This window comes from Thioclava sp. DLFJ5-1 (assembly GCF_002020115.1).
In the GTDB taxonomy this organism is placed as follows: Bacteria; Pseudomonadota; Alphaproteobacteria; order Rhodobacterales; family Rhodobacteraceae; genus Thioclava; species Thioclava sediminum.
In genome coordinates this window covers 43493-65516 of sequence record NZ_MPZU01000009.1, presented here as the reverse complement: position 1 = coordinate 65516, position 22024 = coordinate 43493, and the positions used below count along the sequence as shown (strand labels likewise).

The following is a 22024-nucleotide window of genomic DNA, read 5'->3' as shown; positions in this document are numbered from 1 at the left end:
TTGGACCGACTTCGCAACGCCCTGTGACGGCGATGTGCGATCCGTGTGCACGTCTCTGGGAGCCAGCATAATACCGCCAGAGAGGCGGCGGCCATTAGTCATCCATGCGCTTCAATGATCGCCCGCGTCGTTTGCACTGCCGCTGCCAGTTCTGATCTGCCTGCATGGTTGAGACCCATTCCTGCGAGATCGAGCGACAGCTGTCCCTGGCCACCTCCGCTTGCAGCAGCACGAGCCGCGCGGCCGCGAACCTTCGCTGCGCTGACAGGGTCAGTTTTCGCCGCGTTAGGCGCATTCGGGTCGACTTCCCGCGGTCCCGCAGCCGCCCGAACCTCCTGCAATTCCTGCTTCAGCTTCTCCACCGTTTCCCGGGTCTCAGACATCTGCCGATCCCGCCGCAGCCCGTCCTCGTCCGGATACGGGAAACTCCCCGATTGACAGGCGTGCAGAACCTTCAACGCCGGGTCCTCGAAATACTTCACCCTTCTTGCCCGGATCGGCATCTGCGCGTCGATCACGAGGATGACCTCGTCGAGGTCCATGCGTCGGGCCTCATCCTCGGTCAGGAGCGGGGTATCTTCTGTCCTCTCCGAGACGCTGCGCCCTTCGAATGGATTGCGTCCAACCGCGCGGGAGCGGGTCACCACACGCTTGGTGGTCTTGCCCACAGCCTGGCTCAATTCCTCGATGGTCTTCTGCTCGGACGGGGTGAGGTAGAGCTTTACCCCGGCGCCGCCCTGCAGCGACCTGCGGGTGTTTTCACCATAGATCTCGTCCAGCGCGGGGATGGTCTGGGTCACGATGGCGAGGTTACCGCCGAAGGAGCGCAGCGTCTTGATGCTCTCGGCTACGATTGGCATTTTCCCGAGCCGGTCAAACTCGTCGAGCATGATCATCACCGGCCAGGGCTCATCATCGCCGGGTTCCTGTGCTTGCAGCGAGGCAATCAGGTCCGAAAAGAAGAGGCGGATCAGCGGAGCCAGCGGGCGGATCATCTCGGATTCGACCACAAGATAGATCGCATGTGGGCGGCGGCGGATATCCCGGAATGAGAAGTCAGAGGTCGCGGTGGCCGCGTCAATCGCGCGGTTGTCCCAAGTGTCGAGGCCCGATGTCATCAGGAGGGAGAGGTAGGACGTGAGGGTGTCGTTGTTGGTCGATGCCATACGCTCGAAGATCAGTTTGGCCGACTTGTTCTTCACCTCCTGTGAACGCTTCAGGTATTCCTTCTGCTTGTCGCCCCCCGAGGCTGTGATGCGGTAAATCTCGCCGATGGTCGGAACGCCGCGCTCGAAGGCCAGAAGACCGGCCGCTACGAAGAGGTCGATACCCCCGGCTAAAAGCCCGCTCAGCTTTTCATTGTCGGTCTGCAGAAAGAGCTTCGCGGTGAGTTTAAGCTCCATCTGCTGCCGGTCGGGGTTGGTCATGGCCGCGATGCGCGCCAGCGGATTGTAGCGGTGGGTTGGGCGGTCCCAGTCGGTCGGCGCGAAGCGGAATACCTTGTCGCCCATGCTGGCGCGGAAGCGCGAGGTCTCGCGGAAGTTCTCGCCCTTCACGTCGAGCACCACAGCCGAGCCCTTGTAGGTCAGAAGGTTCGGGATCACGAACCCTACGCCCTTGCCCCGACCTGTAGGCGCCACGATCAGCGCGTGGGGGAAGGTTCTTGAGACAAGGAACGGGCGCCTGGATTTCGGGGAGCCAAGCTTGCCCAGAAGGAAGCCGCCGCCGGGCTTGGAAAAGAAACCGTTCCTCTTCATCTCGCTGCGGGTCTGCCAATGCGTCGTCCCGAAGCGGGTCAATGCATCCCCCAGAAGCGTGACGCTCAGCATCAGCGATGCCAGGCCGAAGCCGCCAAGGATGAGGTTCACCCAGAGGAAGTCTTTTGGTGCAGACTGAGACAGACCCCGATATTCGCGGGCAAGCAGGGTGACGTCGAAACGCGAGGGAGAAAGCCCATAGCGGAACATGACAAAGCCGGTCGCCACGACATAGCCCATGGCGAGACCGACCAGCACGAGGCTCAAAACTCCTAGGGCAATCTTGCCTTTATCCATGGGTGATCCCCTTCTCACCATGTGCCGCGGCGTGGCGCGCGCGCTGCGCCTCGATCTGCTCTTCGGCCAGAGCATCGAGAACGCGCTCCATGGCCGGGCCATGCGCGGTGACCTCGCTGCTTTGAAGATAGGTCTTGGCAAGTTCCAGCTGGCGCAGCGGATCCTCGGTGAATTTGTCCAGGACGTCCGCGTTACCGGCCCGCAGCGCGTCGATTGCGTCAGGGCTTAGTCGCTCGTTTATCTGCCGGACGATGCCCTGCTGCTCTGACTCGGAGAGCGGGCCCTCGACGTCGGCGTTTCGCACAAAGGCCATGACGGTTGGCGCTGTCTCTTCCAGATACCGGCGCTCGGCGTAGTCTTGTCGCGCCTGGTCCTCGATCTCGAAACTGCGCTCGCTGATATAGGCCCGCGACGCGCCGAGCGAACGAAGGTGGTTGATTTCGCCCCTAACGGCCTGCCCGAATTCATCATCCGGCATCTCCGTGCGATAGCGGGCGAGGGTGCGGACTTCTTCGGTGATCGGACCGAGATGATCCGAGGGATCCCGCAAGGCGAGGTCCATGTCGCCAGCATGCAACGTGCGGTCCTGCTCAGATACCGCATATTGCTGCGGCATTCGACTGTCAGTCGCCTGGTCCCAGGCCATCGAGGCCAGTTCAGAATGCTGCGGCGATTTCTGCGCGTAGGCGTCGAACGCGGCGCGGGCCTCTTCAACCTCCACAGCGCCCGCCCGCCGGACGGACGGGTCGTCGGAGAACGGATGATCGAAATCCGTCCGGCGGAACTGCGCCACCAGCGCTCTGAACGCCTGCCGCTCCGATGGGGCAAAGATGTCGGACCCATCTTGCGCGAGATCGCTCCCAGGTGTCGTCAACCGCTCACCAAGCGCTGCCTCAGCGTCATCCACCTCGTCGACCTCGGTTGGCGCGCGCAGGACGCGTACGTCGGTCAAAACATCGCCCAGCCGAACATGAACGGCTTCCAGCCGGTCGAGCGCTTCTTCCCGGTCCACAGATTTCTCCAGATCGAGGTCGCTTGCTTTGGCAATCCCTTGCAGATCCTGTGCCAGCCACTGGCGCTCCAATGCGGCATTGCCTGCCCCCTCCCGCAGGCGCGCGGCCACAGCCTCGGCATCGATGCCCGTGCCTTGCAACGCCTCGGCCAGCTTTGGTGCCACCTCTCCATCGTCAAGACACGCGAGGTGTTCTTCACTTAAGTTCGGCCTTGCATAGATGCCGTCCCGGGATGGGGCATCGACCAGGGCGGCGGAGCGATCCCCGAGCGGGTTCAAATGCGCGACCGAGGCCAGAACGTCGGTCAGCTTGCGCTCGATCACCGGCCTCTCGGCCGCCGGCGCCCTGTCGATCGCCGCCTCGATCTGGCGAATATTCTGAGAAAACTCGGTGATCAGTGTGTCGAACGCTGCTTCGTCTTGGGACATATAGATGGCTCCGTCAGATTGAATCTGACCGCCACTGGCAAGGATGGTGCTGGCCCTCTCGAGCGCCTCGGCCACGTCTTCGAAATTCGAACGGGACGCCTCCGCCGCGAGCCCGCGGTAGATCAAAGCATTGTTTCGGACAGTCTCGAGAGCAGCCGCCAGGTCAGCGCCGGTTCTTTGGCGCTCGACAGGGGGACGGCCTTCGTCGCGAGCCTTGTAGATTTCATCGATCTCGGCGCGGTAGGTCGTGACGCCGCGATCCAGACGACGCGTCGCCTCGAGGCGGATCCCATGAACCCGGGCCGCCTCGACCATCGCCTCGCGAAAGGCGTCGTAGTTGAAGTGATGATCCTTCCCGAGAAAGAACATTTCGCCATCCTTGCTGCGGCGGTTCAGAACGATATGCGCATGTGGATGCGCGCGATCTTGGTGTATTGCAGCAATATAGTCGAATTGCGAGCCCTCACCTTGAAAGAACTTCTCGCAGACTGCCTGGGTGATATCGCGCACCTCTTCACCACTGGTCCCAACCGGGAATGCCATCAGCAGATGCGACGTATGGCCAAGCTTGGGGCTGTAGCGCTCGTTCCACTGTTTCTCGAACCGCCGCGCCACTCGGTTGATCTCGGCTTCCGAGAGCTGCTTCTTCCCGTCATGGGTGCCGCGACTGTCGAGGATATGGGTCGACTTTGTCGTGAGATATGTGAGCTGCGCCCGTAGCTGCGCCCCGGTGTGACAGCCCCCTTTCGAGATAGCCTTGAAGATCGCTGGCGAATAGCCGCGCGCGGCCCGAACCATCTGCGCGCCCCTGGAAAGCCCCTGCCAGGATCCCGAAACCCGGCTCCAGCCGCGGTCGAAGAGCGCCGGGTCGATGCCCCGGACCCGGTCACTCCGCACCATTCGCATCCCTCGCGGCGAGGCCCGCCAGGGCGGAGCTGATCTCAAGGTCCAGCACGCTGCGCCGCGCACGCGACATCTCCTGGACCTGGTCGGACAGATCGAAGACCAGACCCGCAAGGGCGCGGACGTCACGGTGACTTGAGGCCGGGTAGGACAGTGTCTCGCCCCGCACCTTGGCCTCGTTCAGACGTCGCGCGATCTGGTTCACGTTGTTGCCGACCCGGTTGAGCGCGGCGCCGAGGCTGCGCAACTCGTCACACATCTCGTCGTCGGGCAGGAAGACACCTTCGGCCGCCAGCATCAGGCGGCGCATTGCATCCGAGCGGTGCGCAATCCCGCGCCGCGACAGCGCCTCGTCGAACCGGCGCAGGTCGTCGTCCGAGACCCGGATCCCCACAACCCGCGATCGGCTGCCGTTCGCTGTCTGACGCTCACCCCAGTGGTTCACCACGTTGTAGATCGTCTTCAGGCTGACATCGTAGCGCGCGGCCAATGACGCCGCGGAAACGCCGTTCCGGCGGTCCTGGGCGATGGTCGATCGTTCGATCTCTGACAGTCTACGACGGCGGGGCATTTTGAAGTTAACGTTCCTATTTCTTGCCAACTTCGTACAAGCCCGCCGACTCCCAACGCAAGTGGAGTCGGCCATAAGGGCTTGTACTCAATGTAGAAAATCGCCCTGCTGGGGCGATTTCCCGTCCTTTGTCAAATGGATCGCGCGTCGCGCTCATGGCACCACGCGATGCGGTCTCCGCATCGCGCATCGCGTCTTTTGCGCCCCGTCTCTTGCACCCCGCAAGACGGGCTTCGCTGCGTGCTGACCGTCTCGCGTCACCTGCAGAACGCCATACGCGAGGCTGCCTCCCGTCGTCTGGAGCGCGCTAACCGTCACCTGCATTCTGTCCGAAGCGCATCGCCAAGCGTATCCCGACATTTGGCGGGTGTGTGATGCCCCGCGACGAATGCTGACGGCGCCACGGCAGACGTTGCACGGTCATCGCACAACGCCGCCCGCTGCATGCCAAACGCGGGTCGCATCCCGACTTCTGCTTGACCCCTCCGCCTCATGCGATTAGCGACACTTTAGCATTATCGTTGCGATTCACTATTTTTGCGGAGGATCAGAATGCCGAACGAAAATCTTGTGGTGGTCGCAGCGATGGCCCGGAAAGGGGGCAGTGGAAAAACGACGCTTTCGCGCGCCTTGATCAGTGCCGCGATCGCCGCCGGACGCAGAGTGATGTTGATCGACACGGACAGCACGAGGGTACTCGGGGCCTGGCATACTCGGGCGCAAGCCGGTGGGCTGAGTTCGCCGCTTCTCTGCTCGGCCACCGTCGAAAGCGTGGCGGGTGTCGAGGATCAGATCGATCAGGTCTACATGGCAGGCACGGCAGACTTCATCTTTATCGATACCGCAGGGGTCGGTGCCGAATGGTCAGACGGCATCGCGGTGCTTGCGGACCACATCGTGACGCCCGTCATGCTGTCGACGTCTGATTTCGATGTCGGCGCACAGACTGCCGATTGGTATGAGAAGCTGAAATCCCGCGTTGACGACCCCTCCAGCCTTCCGCGCCACCACGTCGTCCTCAACATGGTTGACCCGAAAACGACCCGTGCTGACGCCGCCCTGATTGAAGAAGCGCTCACCCGTTTTCCGGTGATTGAGACCGTCATGATGCGACGAAACACTTACAAGGAGATGGATCAGAAGGGGCTTCTCCACGCCTTGGCGCTGGAAAAGCAATCTGATCCAAACCCTCTGATGCGTCCACATGTACGTCATGTCGTCGAGGCGCTCGAGGAGGCGACGGACATCCTCAACAATATTCTTGCTGCGTGAGGACAGTCGATTGCGCAAGAAGATCCCGACCATCACCAGGCCCGACCCAGCCTACGCCGCCACCCTGCAACAGGGTGACCGCGAGGTTCCCGGGAAGGAAGATGAGGCACAGGTCACAGCAACAAAGACTGGGACCCCAGCCGCTGACGTTGACGCTGATCGGCACGAGTCAGAGCGTGTGCCAGAAGGTGCCGTGGCGCCGCACCAAGTCACCGCGGAAAGCTCTGACCCGCATACCAGCCTGAGAGCTCCCGTATCGGCGCGCGCATTGAGCCCGACCCGGAAGATCGACATCAGGGTCAACGCACTCGAACGACAGGAAGCAGCGCTGCAGACTTGTGGTGTTGAGCCAGCACATGTGGTGCGTGCCGCCCTGCGCCGTGCAGTCAAAGGCTGGCAACTGTCGCCGGTCTTCGCCCCAGTCGCGGAGGAGCGACGCACTCGAAACACGCAGTGGCAGGCCCGGACATCTCTGGCAGTCGATGCGGCCAGCCTGAGTATGCTCCTTCGGGACCACGACCCCCTCGACGTCTTGAGTAAATGGGCCCTGATCCGCGGCCAGGTGGAACCACGCATATGGGGCGAGATCGACAGAATTTTGGAAGAAATTGCTGTTCGTGCTGCATCGCAGCATGAACCGTAAGGCACCTATCTAAAAAGACAACTTGCATTTCGCCGGTGGATTTATGCCCACAGGGAACAGTTCATCTTGCAGTTGCAGAAACCTAGTCCTAACACCAGCTAACAGGAATTTCAGACCTCAGTAGTGACGAGTTGCGAGGTCCATTTAGGAGGAACGCATTATGAATACGAAGCCCCGCCTGACTGGCGAACCGATCATGCGCATCCTCTGCAAGACATCTGAAAATCTGGTTGGCTACCTGTACCAATGGAACAATGGCGACGTGCAGCCTGCCTGGTTCGACCGCGCCATGGCGAACGTTCGCTATGAACCATTCATTCAAGCGCCGGAACAGAACCCCGCCGATCCGAAGACCCCCAGACCGCGTCAGCAAGATCTGACGCACCTTGAAAAGGCATAGCTCAAGGCCTCGCGTCGTTTTGTGGGTCACCCCATCCCGCAGGTCCTTTGAGCGATAGAGTTGACTTCTATGCCTCAGAAGTGATCTAAATATGAGTTATAGAAAGGATGTCTATAACTCATGGCTTGGAACTGGACGCTGCCCGATTGGCCGGATTTCCGGTATGACGCCTCCGCTCTGGAGCCGTTCGAGCAGACGTTTCTGCTGTCGTCCGGAGAAATCCTCGGCGCGGTCCATCATGTCAGCCAGCCGGAGCGCGAGCAACTCCGCATCGAACTGCTCAGCGAGGAAGCGATGCAGACGAGCGCCATCGAGGGTGAAATCCTCGATCGGCTCAGTGTGCAATCTTCGTTGCGCCGCCATCTGGGCCTCGATCCGGACAGCTACCCTGCCAAGCCGCGCGAACAGGGCGTCGCGGAAATGATGGTCGATGTCTATTCCAGTTTTGCAGAGCCGCTGACCCATGAGACACTGTACCGCTGGCATCGGATGCTCCTGTCCCATGACCGTCGGTTGGAAACCATTGGGGCCTACCGACAACACGCCGAGGCGATGCAAATCGTTTCCGGCCGCCTTGACCGGCCGACGATCCACTTCGAAGCGCCGGCTTCAGAGCGGGTGATGCCTGAGATGGAGCGATACGCGAATTGGTTCAACAAGACCGGGCCCGGGGGAGCAGAGCCGCTTCCAGCGCTGACGCGCGCAGGGCTAAGCCACCTCTATTTCGAGAGCATCCACCCATTCGAAGACGGCAACGGCCGCTTGGGTCGCGCCCTCGCTGAAAAGTCGCTGGCGCAGAACATTGGCCAGCCGACCCTCATCTCGCTCGCCTTCACCATCGAGAAGGAGCGCAAGGGATACTACGATCAGCTCGAGCAGCATCAAAAAACGCTCGACGTGACCGATTGGCTCGTCTGGTTCGCAGAAGTTGTCTTGAAGGCCCAACAGGCAACACTCGACCGCGTCGGCTTCTTCATCAGCAAGGCACACTTCTACGATCGTTACAGAGACCAGTTGAACGAACGTCAGGCCAAGGCCATCGCTCGAATGTTTCGGGAAGGCCCTGGCGGTTTCAAAGGCGGCCTCAGCGCCGACAACTATCTCAAGATCACCGGAACTTCACGCGCGACCGCGACCCGCGATCTGCAGGATCTGGTCGAGAAGGGCGTGCTCGCTCGAACCGGCGAGCGGCGGCATACGCGATACTGGTTGAAACTCGACTGGATTGAATAAAAATTGCACGAAAACAACAACTTATCAAAAATCCGATAATTCGTTTTATGTAACATCTATCTTTGCAAGCAGGGATAGCTAATCGAAACCCTCATACCCAATTTGTCAGCCAAGAAGGTTAAGCTCTTTATCGAGTTGGATCATTTTTCCCAGTCCACGAGGCCGTGATCCCTGAGAGTGGACTCGGGCAGCGATCTTACCTTGTCGCAGAACACAACAGCGTTGTTTGTGTCGGATCGAGCTGATGGGACAATCAGGCCATCGAAATCTAGGAAGTGTGCGACTTCACCAATCTCCTGAGTACGAGGATATTCGTCGTTCTTTTGCTCATAGGAAAGACGACCGAACGTCTCCGTGTTCAACCCAACGTCGGAAAGCGCGTCAAGATCCAAAAATCGCAGCGCCCGTTCAAGTAGAAGTTCGATCTCGAACATGCGGTACTTAACTTTACTCGGCATAATCGGTTGGCCGCGCATCAAATGAAAGCGCATCTCTTCCAGAGCGCCCGACCGAGACGTTGAGGTATAGAGCACATCGAAGGTTCCGTCGTCCCACCGACCTCCCGACGCGCTGCACAACAGCGGGTCTCGTCCGTCACGAACCAAGCGCCAAACATTGCCCTCAAAAACGACTGGCTCGATTGCCTCAATCGCGTCGATCAGCCGGTTGTCGCGTCGAGCTTTAACCATTCATCGAACCTACACATAAACATCATTGTCCAGCCGGTCGATAACGGCCAGAACCTCGAGCGAGCGATCATTATGAATAAGATCCATGGCGCGCTCGCCGCCAAGTTGCGGGTGCCGCGCGTACAACCAGGCGCGAACCTCGTCCGGCGTGTAGTATTCATTGAGACGGCCGACGACGTAATAGAGGTCGGACAGAATCAGTTCGTTCTTTGGTTGCGGTTTGATATCACCAGCCTTCCAACGCGACACCGTAGCTTTGGAGACATCCGTAATATTTGCGATATCGGTTCCTTTAAGGCCCCCGATGTCGGCGAGTTCGCCTATGTAGCGTGACACTGCACTTTGCATTTCTTACCTCTGATCGCCACGACGCAGGGCAATATCGACATTGAAGTCGCAAGCCCGAACTCGCGGTGACTCTGTTCCGCGCTCCTCATGGAGCTTTTCAAGCGCGTCTGCAACCTTGCCCATCGTCTCTGCGTGTCCTCTGGTCCGCTTGAGCAGACTTGGCAAGTCGACACCCGCCGCCTGGGCTTGAGCTTCAGTGGGCTTGAGGAAGCTGACATCTTTTGCCCTGCGCTCGGCATCCGCCATCGTCTTTGACAAAAAATGCCCTGCTCGGTTGAGGTCCGGTACAGACTGAAGCGCTTCTTGTGAGCGCACCAAGTGAAGTGCCTGTACCTGCTTTCGAGTTCTTACCATTTCCTCGACACTGGAAACGGAAACGAACTCGCTTTGAAGAAGCAGCTTCCGGCCACCGCGAGACTTGGCTAGCAATTCAAACTCGTGTGCATAAAAGCCCCGACCAAGACCCGGTACCTGAACAATGCTACGCCGACCGAACTGCGCATCGGGATCGGGCTCTTCTGGGGGTTTGTGCCAATCACGTGCGTTGAACTGGTCCAACTCGAGAATTCCGCTCGCGGAGCCAGAAGCCACACCGAATGCTTCGGTAGCCTCCGCGTTCAAACCAGAACAGTAGTCCAAAATGACAGGCTTCCCCATATTGTGGAAACCGCTGAGCATCCGTATCAAAGACCGAACCTTTTGCGGACCTGGCTCCTTCCCGAGACCGGAAAGGCGCATCCAAATCGCATCGACGGGAAGGATCGAAAGGGTCTCGGCAAGCGCCTTCCGCGACGCGGGATCCACCAATCCTTGAACGCTTTGTATAACCGGGTAGTCGATCCGGACCTGGCCTCCCCCCAAACGATCAAGCGCCAATCGTAGGGCCGAACACGCAGCCGCATCGACCTTGAGCCATCCGTCAAATTTCGGATCGCCCAAGAAGTGACTCGGAGCCAGCACGCGATCCGCACCGACCGCAACCACCATTTCCGCGATGCGCTCGATGACCTCTGTAGTAAATGCGTCCGGCCCCAAGGGAGACATCGGAGCCTCGACCAACCATGGGGAGTTACGCACAAACGTCCTATGTCGCGCCAAGCTCGACAGTTCGGCCGCTCCGGTGTCGATCGTGATCTCAACACCTTCAACTTTTAACTCTTTCGCTAGAGCAGTCTGTCGGTTGAGGCGTGCGGCGTCAAAGACAACTCGAGAAGCAGGCAGCCCCCCGGACGCGTACATCTCGGCAAACTTGTTGTGAGAGTCTCCGACACGGAAGAACTGCGCTAACGGCGAACGCAGTCGCTGGCCTTTCGGAAATGGGACGACAACCTTGGTCATGGCGCTTGTTCCATATCAGTTTCACAAATTTAAATAGTGAAACTGATATGGAATGTCAATCCTTGGCATTCACTCTATCAAGCAACCGATAACCTCGCCGCTTCTTCGTCGCCGCGAGCTTCATGAGTGCCGTGACAGCCCTTCCCTCGTCATCATGCCGTTCTATCAGCATCTGCCCTCGAAACCCGATACGGCCCCATTCCCGCACAAGGCATGCGCCGCCAAACAGGTCCGGCTGAACGCTCATTCGATAGAAGCGGCGCATGTTCAGAGACGGGTCGATCCGCTTGAGATCGACCGTCGTCGGGAACACTTCCATTTGCTGCGATGTGTCGAACATGTTGTTGGCGCCTCTCTCCAGACCACAATATCAAGCGCTCTTCGACGTTTCCACAATGTTCTGTCCCGGATTGAAGTCGGGGGCTCACGCCCCCTTCTCGAACTTCATGACCGGGATGCCAAGCTTCTTGGCCTTGTCGGCGAGGTTTTCCTGGATACCGGTTCCGGGGAAGACAAGGACCCCGACCGGGAGCACATCCAGCATCGCGTCGTTGCGCTTGAAGGGCGCGGCCTTGGCGTGCTTGGTCCAGTCGGGCTTGAAGGCCACCTGCGTCACGCCCCGGGCTTCGGCCCATTTGGCGGCGATGAGCTCTGCGCCCTTCGGGCTACCACCGTGCAGGAGGACCATGTCGGGATACTTGGTCCGGACCTGGTCGAGCTTGCCCCAGATCAGGCGGTGATCGTTGAAATCGGTCCCGCCGGTGAGGGCGACCTTGGGGCCTGCGGGCAACATCACCTCGGTTTCGGCGCGGCGCTTCGCGGCGAGGAAATCGCGGCTGTCGATCAGGGCGGCGGTCATGTGCTGGCGGTTCACCATCGAGCCGGTGCGGGGGCGCCAGGTCGATCCCGTGTGATGGACGAACTCGGTGGCGGCGTGATCGCGCATCATGTCCATGCAGTTGCGCCGTTCAACGAGAGTCAGGCCTTCGGCCGTTAGGCGCTCGAGTTCGACGGACTTCACTTCGGAGCCGTCCTGCTCGCGTTGGAGGCGGCGCTGCGCCTGCTCGTTCTCATCGAGCGTCCGCTCGATCCGGGCCGTGGCGCGGTGGAAGAGGTTGACCTGGCCCCAGAGCACTTCTTCGAGGTCGGGTTCCATGCGGGTGTCTTCGAGGGTCGCAACGAGGGCGTCGAAGATGTCGGCGACGGCGACGGCGAGGCGCTGCCCATCTGGCATCGGGCGCGGATCGGGCTCGTCAAAGGGGCGGTAGCCATAGAGCTGCAGCTCGTCGAGCGCATGGGCGGTCTGGGATGCGGTGTGGGCGGGTTCATACGCGTCGTCGTGGGTGTGGATCGTCATCGGTTTCTTGCCTCCGGGCCTGTCTCGTCCGCGCGTCATCCCGCGCGGCCTTCATGGGCTGCGGAAGCCGTCACGGGGGACGCCCCTTCACCCCGCCTTCGGGGACGGAACGCATGTGGAGGAGGACGGGGGGCGGCTGATTTGTCTCGCGATGCAAAGGCGGCTCTGCCGCCGGCGGAAATCAGTTGCCCCCCGTCCTTGAATGGGCGTCACCTTTGACGGCCGCCTGCCCATCTCTTGAAGGCCGTGTGGGTGACGGGTGGATGAGATTGCCCGGGAAGAGGCAAGGCGACGGTCCAGAACCGCGACTGAGATCCGTGACCCCTGCCCCGCTATCCCCGACCGCCCCCTACGCGATGCTGCTCAGCCGGACAGGCGATACCGATCCTCGGGCCCGATCTGCCCTGCCAGATGCTGGCGCAGCGCGTCCTTGCCGTTCGCCCGAAGATCATCGTTGAAATCCCCGAGCCGCGGTTCCAGCACCCGCACACGCACCCCGACCTCGGAGGCTCTGGCGCTCAACTTCTCTGCCGCGCGCTGCCCGGCCGGATCGCGATCGATCGCGACGTAAAGGCGCTTGAGCCCCTTCGGCAATAGGACCGCCCCGAGGTGACCCGAAGAGAGCGCCGCCCAGACGGGCAGACCTGGGATTGCCTCGGACAGGGACAACATGGTCTCGATGCCCTCGCCGACGACGAGGATGTCATCCTGCGGGGTGAGCCTGACAGCATTGCCGAGGAGGTGACCCATAGCCCGACGCTCTGGATTCACTGCCGCCTTCCCCTGTCCGTCAGGCGCCAGCCAGGTGCGATGCACGCCCTGCACGCCCCCTGCCCCATCGGTAACTGCCGCGATCATCGCCGGTCTGGGGATGCTCCGGGTCTGCCCCTCTTCCCGATGCCAGCACTTCGGGTGGAAGCGTAAGGCGCCGTTCGCCCCGAATTGGGTGATGCCTCGGGAATGGAGGTAGGTCTCAGCAAGCGTGCCTGTGATCGGGTTCGAGGCAGCAAACAAGCGCGCCGCCGCCGCAGGAGTGCCACCGGACGCCTTGGCCTTCCTCGGCTCTTGCCTATCCGGTTCGACCGGCTGCGGACGGCCAAGATGCGCTCGGGCCTCGGCAAGAAGGTCGGGGAAGCGCGTGATCCCCGTCCGGGCGCGGATGATGTCGAGGAGATCGCCATGCGCGCCGACGGCAGGGTCCTGCCACTTGCCCGCTGCCCCTGGTCCCGACGCAGGGCCCGTCAACCGCACGAAGAGCGACCGGCCGGGGTTATTCTGCAGATCGCCGACGATCCAGTAGGATCCTTCCCGCCGTCCGGCGGGAAGGTAGGCACGACAGACGCCTTCGGCATTTTCTGCCAGATCGCGTATGAGGTCTTCGGTCTCGGAATACATGGGTCAACAACCTCCGCGATCATGTAGACTTGCGACAGGACAACGTGCAAGCAGACGATCCAATATCGCGACGCCATCGGCGCCAGTTGAGCAGAACAGCCGCAGCTTCCAGCTGATGATTTCCGAAAAGAAGCCATCGGCCTTGAGCCGGTCCTTCGCCGCATCCAAGAAGCCCGAGAGCTCGATCCGGTTGACGCCCATGACGCGCGAGCGGTGCAACTCCATCCCTTCGGCCAGCCGCACCACAGTCTTTCCCTCCAGAATGAGGGCATGGACCTGCGTCGCCGAGAGCTTGGGCGCGTCTTTGGCCAGCGTGGTCGCGACCCAAGCCGGCGAGACACGGCGCCCGATGATGCGCTGCCCGTCATCGGTCTGCAGGCGATAGACGCGGGTTTCATCCTGGGGAAGCTGCTTCCAGATCGGCAGCAGCAGACCTGCCACGATGTGCAACGTGGTTTCCGAGAACTCCGGCACCTCGGCCAGTTCCGCAGCCCAAGCGGCGGAGAAGGCTGCGCGGTCGGCCTCGAGCCAGTGGGTGTCCTCCATGATCCTCGCCGGGACTGTGCTGACATCAAGCGGGCGGATCAGGCGCAGGCGCGGCTCGATGGTGCCATCGTCCAGCATCAGGCTGGTGGCGGGCACCTGCACGGCAGCCCGGCCCGAGCGGCTGTTCACCAGAAGCCGCGCCTGCGGGTCATCCAGCCAGTCGAGCGCATCCGCGAGGGAAGTCGGCGTGTTGCGGCGCTTTTCCGCGATGGTCAGAAGCTGGGTTTCTGCGCCGGAACCGGGATGGGTGTAGATATCGCGTGCGTCGGTCACCCGGAAGCTCTCCGCACGGAGTGTCTCGAGTCCGAGGTCGTAGACCCCGGCGGCGATGGCGCCCTCAATTCGCTGATCGAGCAGCTCCTCGAAACCCGCGAACAGCACGGCCTGCATGTCGATCGTCAGCGCCAGCAGGCGATTGAGGAAGGTCGTGATCGGCGGCAGGTCATCCTTCAGCCCGTTGTCATCGGTCAGGCTGAGCCCGGTCGCATCCTCGAAAGCCCCGAGCGAACATCCGGCCAGATCGCCGCGATAGATGCGGCGGTAAAGCTGGCGCAGGGCGTCGCGGGCGTAGGGCGACTCGAGGTTGTCTTCGGGCCGGAACAGCCCTTGCCCGCCGGTCTGGCGCTGGCCGCGCGTTATAGCGCCAAGCGTGTCGAGACGTCGCGCAATGGTCGACAGGAACCGCTTCTCCGCTTTGACATCGGTGGCCACCGGCCGGAACAGCGGCGGCTGCGCCTGGTTGGTGCGGTTGGTGCGTCCGAGGCCCTGAATCGCCGCGTCTGCCTTCCAGCCGGGTTCCAAGAGGTAGTGGACCCGCAGGCGCTGGTTCTTGGCCCCGAGATCGGCGTGATAGCTGCGCCCGGTGCCGCCGGCATCCGAGAAGATCAGGATACGCTTTTCGTCATCCATGAATGCTTGGGTTTCCGCGAGGTTCGCGGCTCCAGCCCGGTGCTCCACCACGAGCCGTGCCGAATGCCCTTCGCCCTTCCGCACAATGCGCCGCGAGCGCCCCGTGACCTCGGCCACGAGATCGGTGCCGAAGCGCTGGACGATCTGGTCGAGCGCACCCGGCACTGGCGGAAGCGAAGCCAGTTTCTCGATCAGCGCGTCTCGACGGCGGACGGCCTCGCGGCATTCGACCGGCTGGCCATCGCGCACCACGGGACGGGAGGAAAGATTGCCCTCGCTGTCGGTGAAAGGCTCGTAGAGCTGCACCGGGAAGGAATGGGCGAGGTAATCGAGGACGTATTCCCTGGGCGTGATATCACAGCGGATATCGTTCCACTCCTCGGTCGGGATCTCCGACAGGCGGCGTTCCATCAGTGCCTCGCCCGTCGAGACGATCTGGATGACCGCCGCATGACCCGCAGCCAGATCTGCATCGATGGATGTGATCAGCGTGGGGGTCTTCATCGAGGTGAGCAAATGGCCGAAGAAGCGCTGCTTGGCGCTCTCGAAGGCTGACCGCGCAGCGGATTTCGCCTGGCGGTTCAGCGTGCCGCTCTCACCGGAAATGTTCGCGGCCTCCAGTGCCGCGGTCAGGTTGTTGTGAATGATGGCGAAGGCCCCGGCATAGGCATCGTAAACGCCGCGCTGCTCGAGGCTGAGCGCGTGTTCCAGCATCTCGTATTCGACACCGTCATAGGACAGCGACCGCGCCGTGTAGAGGCCGAGCGCCCGAAGGTCGCGGGCCAGAACCTCCATCGCCGCGACCCCGCCAGCCTCAATGGCTTCCACGAATTCCGACCGGGTCTGAAAGGGGAAATCCTCCCCGCCCCAGAGCCCGAGACGCTGAGCATAGGCAAGGTTGTGGACCGTCGTCGCGCCCGTGGCCGAGACATAGACCACGCGGGCGTTGGGCAGTTTGTGCTGCAGGCGCAGACCCGCCCTGCCCTGCTGCGATGCCATGGTATCGCCCCGCTCGCCTTTGCCCCCGGCGGCATTCGCCATAGCATGGCTTTCGTCGAAGAGAATCACCCCGTCGAAATCCGCGCCGAGCCAGTCGACGATCTGATCGACGCGGGATTTCTTGGCTCCGCGCTCTTCGGAGCGCAGCGTGGCATAGGTGGTGAAGAGGATGCCCTCGGTCAGCGGGATGTCGCGCCCTTGCGCGAAACGCGACAGCGGCGTCACCAGCAGGCGCTCCTGCCCGAGCGCCGACCAGTCGCGCTGCGCGTCCTCGAGGAGCTTGTCGCTTTTTGAGATCCAGAGCGCCTTGCGTCTTCCTCGGGCCCAGTTGTCGAGCAGAATCCCGGCCGACTGGCGGCCCTTGCCCGCTCCAGTGCCATCGCCGAGGAAGAAGCCGCGGCGGAAGCGGACGGCGTCAGCGGCGTTCTCCGGTGCGGCCGAGACCATGTCTCCGGTCTCATCCACGGTCCACGACCCGGCGAGATGCGCGCCATGCGCTTCGCCCGCGTAGATGACGGTCTCGAGCTGCGCGTCTGACAGCAGGCCGTCGCGCAGGACGGCCGAGGGCAGCTTGGGGCGATAGCTCGGTTTCGGCGGAGCGACCGAGGCCATGGCCGCTGATTGCACCAGTTTGGTGGGATGCGAGGCGGCGCCGGGGATGTCGATGGCCTGCAGGCGGAAGGTCTCGTAGATCGCGTCGGACAGCCGTGCGGCGTCTTCGTCCTCGGCGGCGTCGCAAGTTGCGTAGTTTAGTTCCTCGGCCTCGATCTGTATGTCTGATTTCGCCGGTTGAACTGAGGAGGTCGCGCGGGATCGGCTGACGGGTTTGCGGGTGGTGAGGTGAGAATTTCCCGGGAAGCGAGAAGAGTGGCCCTGCGCCGCAGCAGGAGCTGGATCCAACTTGAGGCGCGGCGGAACCTCTGCAGTGACCCGCGACATCAGATGCGCCACGTCCGGAGACAGGGGCTGGCGCAGGTCGGCGGTTATGCCGCCCGGCTCGCCGCCGCGGCATTTATCGAAGACAGAAATCCGCGTCTCGAAGCTGGTCCCGTGTTTGGCGAAAGCGGCGCCCGACACCGCGCCGGTGAAGATGAGATGGGCCGTCTCGGTCAGACGGCCGAAGGTCTCGGCCCAGGCGGGCGCATCCGGTGCGAAACCGGCTCCGGTGATGGCGACGAGCCGCCCGCCGGGAACCAAGCGCGCAAGGGCCGAGCGCAGATGTCGGGCCGTCGCCTCGGTCGACCGACCATCGACATTGGCTTGGGCCGAAAACGGCGGGTTCATCAGAATGACGCTTGGGCGGACATCTTCGCCGAGGTAATCGTCGATCTGCGCGGCATCGAACCGGGTGGCCGGGCGGCCCGGGAACAGCAGGCCAAGAAGATCGGCGCGGGTGTCGGCCAACTCATTCAGAACGAGGCTGCCGCCCGCGATCTCGGCAAGGACCGCCAAAAGGCCGGTGCCAGCCGAAGGCTCGAGGACCAGGTCGTGGGGCGTGATCTGCGCTGCCGACAGTGCCGCGAGTCCCATGGGCAAGGGCGTGCTGAATTGCTGGAAGCGCTCCATCTCTTCCGACCGCCGGGTGTGCGTGGGCAAGAGGCCTGCCACCTTGGCGAGGATCGGCAAGAGCGCCGCAGGCGAGCCGGCACGCGTAAGCAGCGCCCGACCGAATTTCCGCAAGAACAGAACCAGCGCCACCTCGCCCGCCTCATAGGCGAGCTTCCAGTCCCAAGCACCGGTCGCATCGGAACCGCCAAAAGCATGTTCCATCTCGCGGCGCAGGCGCAGCGCGTCGATCTGAAGCCCTTGCGCCAGATCGGGCTGCAGCGCTTCGGCAACAGCAGCGATCGCAGGGGCAGGATTTGCGGCCAACGGGACAATGGGCGCAGGCAAGGACGCCTGCGCAACAGGGGCAAGATGGGTCATCGGGAAACTCCGGAATGAAGGACAGGATCAGGCCCGGACACCCTCTCTCGGGCACCTTCAGGCCTGATCTTTCCCGGCCCCTCTCTCCCTCTCGCACCAAGGCGTTCCCGATGCTTTGCTTGATTTTGTTCCTGTTATGTTCTATGTTCAGAACCAAGCCAGAAAGGGAGTTTCCCAATGGAAAGCATCACGCACGCACTGCCCGCGACCCCCAAACAGATCGCCTATGCGCGATCGCTCGCGCAGCGCAACCGGACGCTCCTGCCCTGGGAAGTTCAGCAGGACCGCCGTTCGTTGAGCGCCTGGATCGAGGCTCAGGCACGGCTGAAGCCGGTGTCGGACATGGACCAGCTGCCCACGTCCAGGCAGGTGGCCTTCGCTGAGAAGCTCGCCCGGATCAAACGGCGTGCCGTTCCGGACGAATGCTTCCGCGACAAGGGGCTCATGTCGAAGTGGATCGACGGGAATAAGTGAGCACCGCACCGGCTAGTGACGCTCTGTGCGGTCGTCCAGCTTTTTGCCACATCATAGTTTGGCAAACCGAGCGCAGCTGCCAACCTGTAGGTTGGCAGACTGGCCCTTCGGGACATCAGCCTCGGTCAAGCTCCTGTCCGAAGGACCAAGGTCTGGTTCCGGCGGCACGCCGGGATGTGCACCGCTGCGACCTTCGGTAACCACCGCAAGTCGTAGCCGTCTCTCAACCCAGCGTCTTCAGATCTCCCTCCCCTTGGGGCTAGTCCCTCAGTTCTTTGGAAATGGTGAGATAGGAGCGTCCATAACGCGGGAAAAGCATTTTCATCAAAGAAAACTGTAGATGTCTCTTTGAAAATCTGTCACTTTAGGTATCATGGACACCGCAAGGTCACAGAATCTGAAGAAAGTGCTCGATGCCGTACCCGCCGGGTATCTGGTCGATGCGGCATGGCTCGTCTCGCAAGGCATCGCCTATGAGAGCTTCCGTGACTATGTGAAACGCGGCTGGCTGGAGCGCATCGCACGCGGTGTCTTCCGCCGACCAGTCCCGAATATGCAGGCGTCCAACAGCATCGACTGGAAGACCTGCATCCTTTCGATGCAACATATCATGGGTCATGATTTGCATGTCGGGAGCACAACGGCACTCGGTGAACAAGGACATGCCCATTACCTCCGCCTGGGGGAAAACGCTCCAGTCTGGGTCTATGGGGACAAGGTCCCGAACTGGCTGATCAAACTGCCGACGGATGCCCCTTTCAGTATCCGCCCCCGCTCCTTGTTCACCGATCCGAAGCTGGGCGTGATCGAGGGCAAGAATTCTGGCCTGCCATGGGACTGGGGTCTGACGATGTCGACGCCGGAGCGCGCAATCCTGGAAGCCATGGACGAGTTGCCCCACCATGAGAGTTTCCACACGCTCGACATGGTCTTCGAGAGCCTGACAACCCTGCGCCCAAGGCTGATTTCCGACCTCCTGCAAGCGTGCCAGAAGATCAAGGTCAAGCGCCTGTTCTTCGTCTTTGCTGACCGCCACGATCATCCGTGGCGCAAACGGATCGACCCGCAGGCATTCAACCTTGGCAGCGGCGACCGAGCCTTGATCCAGGGCGGCAAGATCCACCCGCGCTATCGGATCATGGTGCCAGAAGAATTCGTGAAGCCGGAGGCCGAAAGTGGGGCGTGAGATCTATGAAGCCCAAGTTGCGCTCCTGGTGCGCGTACTGCCCCATGTCGCGGGCGAAGGCGTCTTCGCGCTCAAGGGTGGAACGGCCATCAACCTCTTCTACCGCGACCTGCCGCGGTTGTCGGTCGATATCGACCTGACCTACCTGCCAATCAAGGAACGCGCCGAGAGCCTGGACGAGATCAACGCCGCGATGGATCGCATCGCGGCTTCCATCGAGACCGGAATCCGCGGCGCGAAATCGCAGCGCATCCAAGGGGGCGGCGGCGGAGCCACCCGGCTCCTGGCGCGCCTGGACAATGCCGAGATCAAGATCGAAACCTCGCCAGTGACCCGGGGCGTGGTCCACGACCCGGAAGTCCGGACCGTCTCTGCCGCCGTGGAGGATGCCTATGGCTATGCCGAAATGCAGATCGTCTCGTTCGAGGATCTGTTCGCTGGCAAGCTGCACGCCGCCCTGGACAGGCAGCATCCCCGGGATCTCTACGACGTCACGCTCCTTTACGAAAACGAGGGACTGACGCAGGACCTCTTCCACACCTTCCTGATCTATGTCGCCAGTTCGCCACGACCGGCGCGTGAGCTTCTCGATCCGAACCCGATCGATGTCGAGCAACCCTACGCGCGGGAATTCGAGGGCATGACCAGAACACCCGTCCCTCTCGATACACTTTTGGCGACGCGCCTGAAGTTGGTCGCCGATCTGCAATCGAGGCTCGATGACAAGGCGAGGCAGTTCCTCCTGACGCTTCAGGACGGCGAGCCTGACTTCGCGGCGATCGACCGTTCGCAGGCCGCTGACCTACCGGCCGTGAAGTGGAAACTTCTCAACCTGAACAAACTGAAGCGCGACAACCCCGAAAAGCACGCAGCGCAGCGCGACGCCTTGTTGAAGCTCCTGGGTTGAGCCACGGCCATCACCGTCGTGAGGGGCGCTTTGCGTTGGCCGTCCTCATCGCGTCGATGGGAGGCGCCGAAGACGGGTGAACTCAGTCGGCGCTTCCAAGCCCTGTGTTTCGCTGAAATGACCGCGTTTTCGCCCGACGAAAGGCAGAGCGCAGTGCTTCGGTCAGCAAAGGAGGCGAGTCCATCGCTTCAAAGAAGTGCGCATGGTCAATCTGCTTGAGATCGGTGCGGTCAGGGCTTTCAATATCAGGCGTTGCCATCCTTATAGGCCTCCGGGGCAATTACGGTTTTGCGGATTAGCTGACAGCCGCAATCGAGTAGTGCGGTGTCCCATCCCAAACAAGATCCCAGGACGCGCCCGGCCGGACGTTCTGAATTGCGTGGGGCTCGAAGCAGACCAGGCAATTCCCGCCCGGTGCAGGAGCCCGGACCGAAGGGTAAATCAGGCCCTTGGATCCGCCCCGACGCAGATGCTGTGCCAGGCTTTGGCCCTCGGGATACCCGACAGCCGGATCCGGATGCAGCGCCGGATGACCTGCCTCATCGGTCATGTCGTTGAAGACGCCGATGAAGTCGGCCAGCAATTCCACATAGCGGGCGCTGTCGTGGAAGCTGCCGGTAAAGCCGAGTTCGCGTGTGCGGTGCCAGGCCACTTCGCTGACAGAAACCATCACATCCCATGCGCAGTACCAAGCGCCGCGCTCCTCGGCGTTGAAGCGGTTTCCGCCGGCGCGGGTGTAAGTGAAGGCTGCGTTGACGTGACTGTCCCCATAGATGCGCAGATCGCGGCTGCGGCGTTGCCAAGCGAGTTCGCGCGGGTCCAGATGCGGGTTGCGCCCGCGTTCGGCCTGTAGACGTCCACTGGTCAGGCCCTCGATCTCTGCCAAGATCTCCATCTCGTCATCGGTATCGACGAGACCGCGCAGCGATGGTGGCTTGTGGTAGGTGGCGGGCAGGAGACGAACGAGACCGCGATCGGAAATCTCGGTCTGCTTCATGCCCCACCACGCAACGCATCAAGATAGGTCCGAACCGCGAGGATCTGCGGCAAACCCCCGTCGATGGCGGTGTCGACTGGTCGGCTTCCACCAAAGAGCGGCCCCTTGTTCGGTCGGGTGAACCAGCTTTTTGCCAGAGGCTCCGAAAAGTAGAGTTCAAGCGACTTGAAGATGCCAATTACAGCGCTGAGCCGCAGCAGTTGGTCCTTGGTGAGCTCCCCAGCGAAATCCGGCTTCTTGGCGCGCTTCCACGTGCTCTCTGACATGTCGGCAAGGCCAGCCGCTTCCTTGAGACTGAGACCCCAAGCATCGGCCACGCGTGCATAAGCTTTCAACGCGACGGCGTTGATCTGTGCGGGTTCCCGGATTTTCTCTGCAACGTACATGGCGTCCTCCATTGGCTTCAATATAGTCCATATGGACTTACTGTAAAGAT

General features: G+C 61.7%; 20 protein-coding genes. 7 read left to right on the top strand and 13 right to left on the bottom strand.

Going from position 1 to position 22024, the window contains the following annotated elements; translation table 11 throughout:
• Nucleotides 1-98 precede the first annotated feature (98 nt).
• From BMI86_RS20300 to mobC, 3 genes are read right to left on the bottom strand one after another with little or no spacing between them, the layout of a single operon-like run.
• Entirely contained in the window at nt 99-2054 is a 1956-nt protein-coding gene (locus BMI86_RS20300; protein WP_078542913.1) for a type IV secretory system conjugative DNA transfer family protein, read from the bottom strand.
• Complete coding sequence (locus BMI86_RS20295) at nt 2047-4395, bottom strand: relaxase/mobilization nuclease domain-containing protein (RefSeq protein ID WP_078542912.1); 2349 nt, start codon at nt 4393-4395, stop codon at nt 2047-2049. Before BMI86_RS20295 ends, BMI86_RS20300 begins: the two co-directional genes overlap by 8 nt.
• A complete protein-coding gene (gene mobC, locus BMI86_RS20290; protein WP_078542911.1) occupies nt 4382-4969 on the bottom strand; it encodes a plasmid mobilization relaxosome protein MobC in 588 nt (195 codons plus the stop codon). Before mobC ends, BMI86_RS20295 begins: the two co-directional genes overlap by 14 nt.
• A 552-nt stretch (nt 4970-5521) precedes the next feature.
• On the opposite strand from mobC, the gene BMI86_RS20285 reads away from it, so the two are divergent.
• The 4 genes from BMI86_RS20285 to BMI86_RS20270 all read left to right on the top strand — a co-directional run bounded on the left by BMI86_RS20285 (nt 5522) and on the right by BMI86_RS20270 (nt 8517).
• The gene (locus BMI86_RS20285) at nt 5522-6241 is read left to right on the top strand and encodes a division plane positioning ATPase MipZ (protein WP_078542910.1); all 720 of its coding nucleotides are present in this window, start codon (nt 5522-5524) and stop codon (nt 6239-6241) included.
• 10 nt (nt 6242-6251) lie between these two features.
• Nucleotides 6252-6884, top strand: coding sequence for a hypothetical protein (locus BMI86_RS20280; RefSeq protein ID WP_076367303.1), 633 nt, complete (start codon nt 6252-6254; stop codon nt 6882-6884).
• Nucleotides 6885-7044: 160 nt separating this feature from the next.
• Complete coding sequence (locus BMI86_RS20275; protein ID WP_076367301.1) at nt 7045-7284, top strand: hypothetical protein; 240 nt, start codon at nt 7045-7047, stop codon at nt 7282-7284.
• A gap of 120 nt (nt 7285-7404) precedes the next feature.
• Entirely contained in the window at nt 7405-8517 is a 1113-nt protein-coding gene (locus BMI86_RS20270; protein ID WP_078542909.1) for a Fic family protein, read from the top strand.
• Between the two features lie 140 nt (nt 8518-8657).
• Here the strand turns inward: BMI86_RS20270 and BMI86_RS20265 are convergent, their stop codons facing one another.
• From BMI86_RS20265 to BMI86_RS20235, 7 genes are all read right to left on the bottom strand, one after another.
• The gene (locus BMI86_RS20265; protein ID WP_038073761.1) at nt 8658-9206 is read right to left on the bottom strand and encodes an RES family NAD+ phosphorylase; all 549 of its coding nucleotides are present in this window, start codon (nt 9204-9206) and stop codon (nt 8658-8660) included.
• Between the two features lie 9 nt (nt 9207-9215).
• Nucleotides 9216-9554 carry an antitoxin Xre/MbcA/ParS toxin-binding domain-containing protein gene (locus BMI86_RS20260; protein WP_038073762.1) on the bottom strand — a complete coding sequence of 113 codons (339 nt, stop codon included), beginning with the start codon at nt 9552-9554 and terminating at the stop codon, nt 9216-9218.
• Between the two features lie 3 nt (nt 9555-9557).
• Nucleotides 9558-10892, bottom strand: coding sequence for a hypothetical protein (locus BMI86_RS20255; protein ID WP_038073763.1), 1335 nt, complete (start codon nt 10890-10892; stop codon nt 9558-9560).
• 55 nt (nt 10893-10947) lie between these two features.
• The gene (locus tag BMI86_RS20250) at nt 10948-11232 is read right to left on the bottom strand and encodes a WGR domain-containing protein (RefSeq protein WP_038073764.1); all 285 of its coding nucleotides are present in this window, start codon (nt 11230-11232) and stop codon (nt 10948-10950) included.
• Between the two features lie 84 nt (nt 11233-11316).
• Complete coding sequence (locus BMI86_RS20245) at nt 11317-12249, bottom strand: DUF2493 domain-containing protein (protein WP_038073772.1); 933 nt, start codon at nt 12247-12249, stop codon at nt 11317-11319.
• A gap of 363 nt (nt 12250-12612) precedes the next feature.
• Nucleotides 12613-13644, bottom strand: a complete 1032-nt coding sequence (locus BMI86_RS20240; protein WP_038073782.1) for a toprim domain-containing protein — start codon at nt 13642-13644, stop codon at nt 12613-12615.
• Between the two features lie 3 nt (nt 13645-13647).
• Entirely contained in the window at nt 13648-18024 is a 4377-nt protein-coding gene (locus tag BMI86_RS20235) for a strawberry notch family protein (RefSeq protein WP_078542908.1), read from the bottom strand.
• Between the two features lie 177 nt (nt 18025-18201).
• On the opposite strand from BMI86_RS20235, the gene BMI86_RS20230 reads away from it, so the two are divergent.
• The 3 genes from BMI86_RS20230 to BMI86_RS20220 all read left to right on the top strand — a co-directional run bounded on the left by BMI86_RS20230 (nt 18202) and on the right by BMI86_RS20220 (nt 20591).
• Nucleotides 18202-18498, top strand: coding sequence for a hypothetical protein (locus BMI86_RS20230; protein WP_078542907.1), 297 nt, complete (start codon nt 18202-18204; stop codon nt 18496-18498).
• Nucleotides 18499-18871: 373 nt separating this feature from the next.
• Nucleotides 18872-19684 (top strand): type IV toxin-antitoxin system AbiEi family antitoxin domain-containing protein, encoded by an 813-nt coding sequence (locus BMI86_RS20225; RefSeq protein WP_008336042.1) that lies wholly within the window; start codon nt 18872-18874, stop codon nt 19682-19684.
• Entirely contained in the window at nt 19674-20591 is a 918-nt protein-coding gene (locus BMI86_RS20220) for a nucleotidyl transferase AbiEii/AbiGii toxin family protein (protein ID WP_078542906.1), read from the top strand. Before BMI86_RS20225 ends, BMI86_RS20220 begins: the two co-directional genes overlap by 11 nt.
• An 82-nt stretch (nt 20592-20673) precedes the next feature.
• Here BMI86_RS20220 and BMI86_RS21365 read toward each other — a convergent pair whose 3' ends face one another.
• Genes BMI86_RS21365 through BMI86_RS20210 form a run of 3 tightly spaced genes read right to left on the bottom strand, consistent with a single transcriptional unit; the run spans nt 20674 to nt 21986 of the window.
• Nucleotides 20674-20850 (bottom strand): hypothetical protein, encoded by a 177-nt coding sequence (locus tag BMI86_RS21365; protein WP_168173898.1) that lies wholly within the window; start codon nt 20848-20850, stop codon nt 20674-20676.
• A 36-nt stretch (nt 20851-20886) separates the two neighbouring features.
• Nucleotides 20887-21588 (bottom strand): RES family NAD+ phosphorylase, encoded by a 702-nt coding sequence (locus BMI86_RS20215; RefSeq protein WP_078542905.1) that lies wholly within the window; start codon nt 21586-21588, stop codon nt 20887-20889.
• Entirely contained in the window at nt 21585-21986 is a 402-nt protein-coding gene (locus tag BMI86_RS20210; RefSeq protein WP_028095451.1) for an MbcA/ParS/Xre antitoxin family protein, read from the bottom strand. Before BMI86_RS20210 ends, BMI86_RS20215 begins: the two co-directional genes overlap by 4 nt.
• Nucleotides 21987-22024: the final 38 nt, after the last annotated feature.

Bases quoted from the DNA above. Each gene is read 5' to 3' on its own strand.
- BMI86_RS20255 (WP_038073763.1), bottom strand. From the start codon at position 10,892: ATGACCAAGGTTGTCGTCCCATTTCCGAAAGGCCAGCGACTGCGTTCG.
- BMI86_RS20285 (WP_078542910.1), top strand. From the start codon at position 5,522: ATGCCGAACGAAAATCTTGTGGTGGTCGCAGCGATGGCCCGGAAAGGG.
- BMI86_RS20225 (WP_008336042.1), top strand. From the start codon at position 18,872: ATGGACACCGCAAGGTCACAGAATCTGAAGAAAGTGCTCGATGCCGTA.
- BMI86_RS20240 (WP_038073782.1), bottom strand. From the start codon at position 13,644: ATGTATTCCGAGACCGAAGACCTCATACGCGATCTGGCAGAAAATGCC.
- mobC (WP_078542911.1), bottom strand. From the start codon at position 4,969: ATGCCCCGCCGTCGTAGACTGTCAGAGATCGAACGATCGACCATCGCC.
- BMI86_RS21365 (WP_168173898.1), bottom strand. From the start codon at position 20,850: ATGGCAACGCCTGATATTGAAAGCCCTGACCGCACCGATCTCAAGCAG.
- BMI86_RS20260 (WP_038073762.1), bottom strand. From the start codon at position 9,554: ATGCAAAGTGCAGTGTCACGCTACATAGGCGAACTCGCCGACATCGGG.
- BMI86_RS20250 (WP_038073764.1), bottom strand. From the start codon at position 11,232: ATGTTCGACACATCGCAGCAAATGGAAGTGTTCCCGACGACGGTCGAT.
- BMI86_RS20210 (WP_028095451.1), bottom strand. From the start codon at position 21,986: ATGGAGGACGCCATGTACGTTGCAGAGAAAATCCGGGAACCCGCACAG.
- BMI86_RS20300 (WP_078542913.1), bottom strand. From the start codon at position 2,054: ATGGATAAAGGCAAGATTGCCCTAGGAGTTTTGAGCCTCGTGCTGGTC.
- BMI86_RS20235 (WP_078542908.1), bottom strand. From the start codon at position 18,024: ATGACCCATCTTGCCCCTGTTGCGCAGGCGTCCTTGCCTGCGCCCATT.
- BMI86_RS20295 (WP_078542912.1), bottom strand. From the start codon at position 4,395: ATGGTGCGGAGTGACCGGGTCCGGGGCATCGACCCGGCGCTCTTCGAC.
- BMI86_RS20215 (WP_078542905.1), bottom strand. From the start codon at position 21,588: ATGAAGCAGACCGAGATTTCCGATCGCGGTCTCGTTCGTCTCCTGCCC.
- BMI86_RS20275 (WP_076367301.1), top strand. From the start codon at position 7,045: ATGAATACGAAGCCCCGCCTGACTGGCGAACCGATCATGCGCATCCTC.
- BMI86_RS20245 (WP_038073772.1), bottom strand. From the start codon at position 12,249: ATGACGATCCACACCCACGACGACGCGTATGAACCCGCCCACACCGCA.
- BMI86_RS20265 (WP_038073761.1), bottom strand. From the start codon at position 9,206: ATGGTTAAAGCTCGACGCGACAACCGGCTGATCGACGCGATTGAGGCA.
- BMI86_RS20270 (WP_078542909.1), top strand. From the start codon at position 7,405: ATGGCTTGGAACTGGACGCTGCCCGATTGGCCGGATTTCCGGTATGAC.
- BMI86_RS20230 (WP_078542907.1), top strand. From the start codon at position 18,202: ATGGAAAGCATCACGCACGCACTGCCCGCGACCCCCAAACAGATCGCC.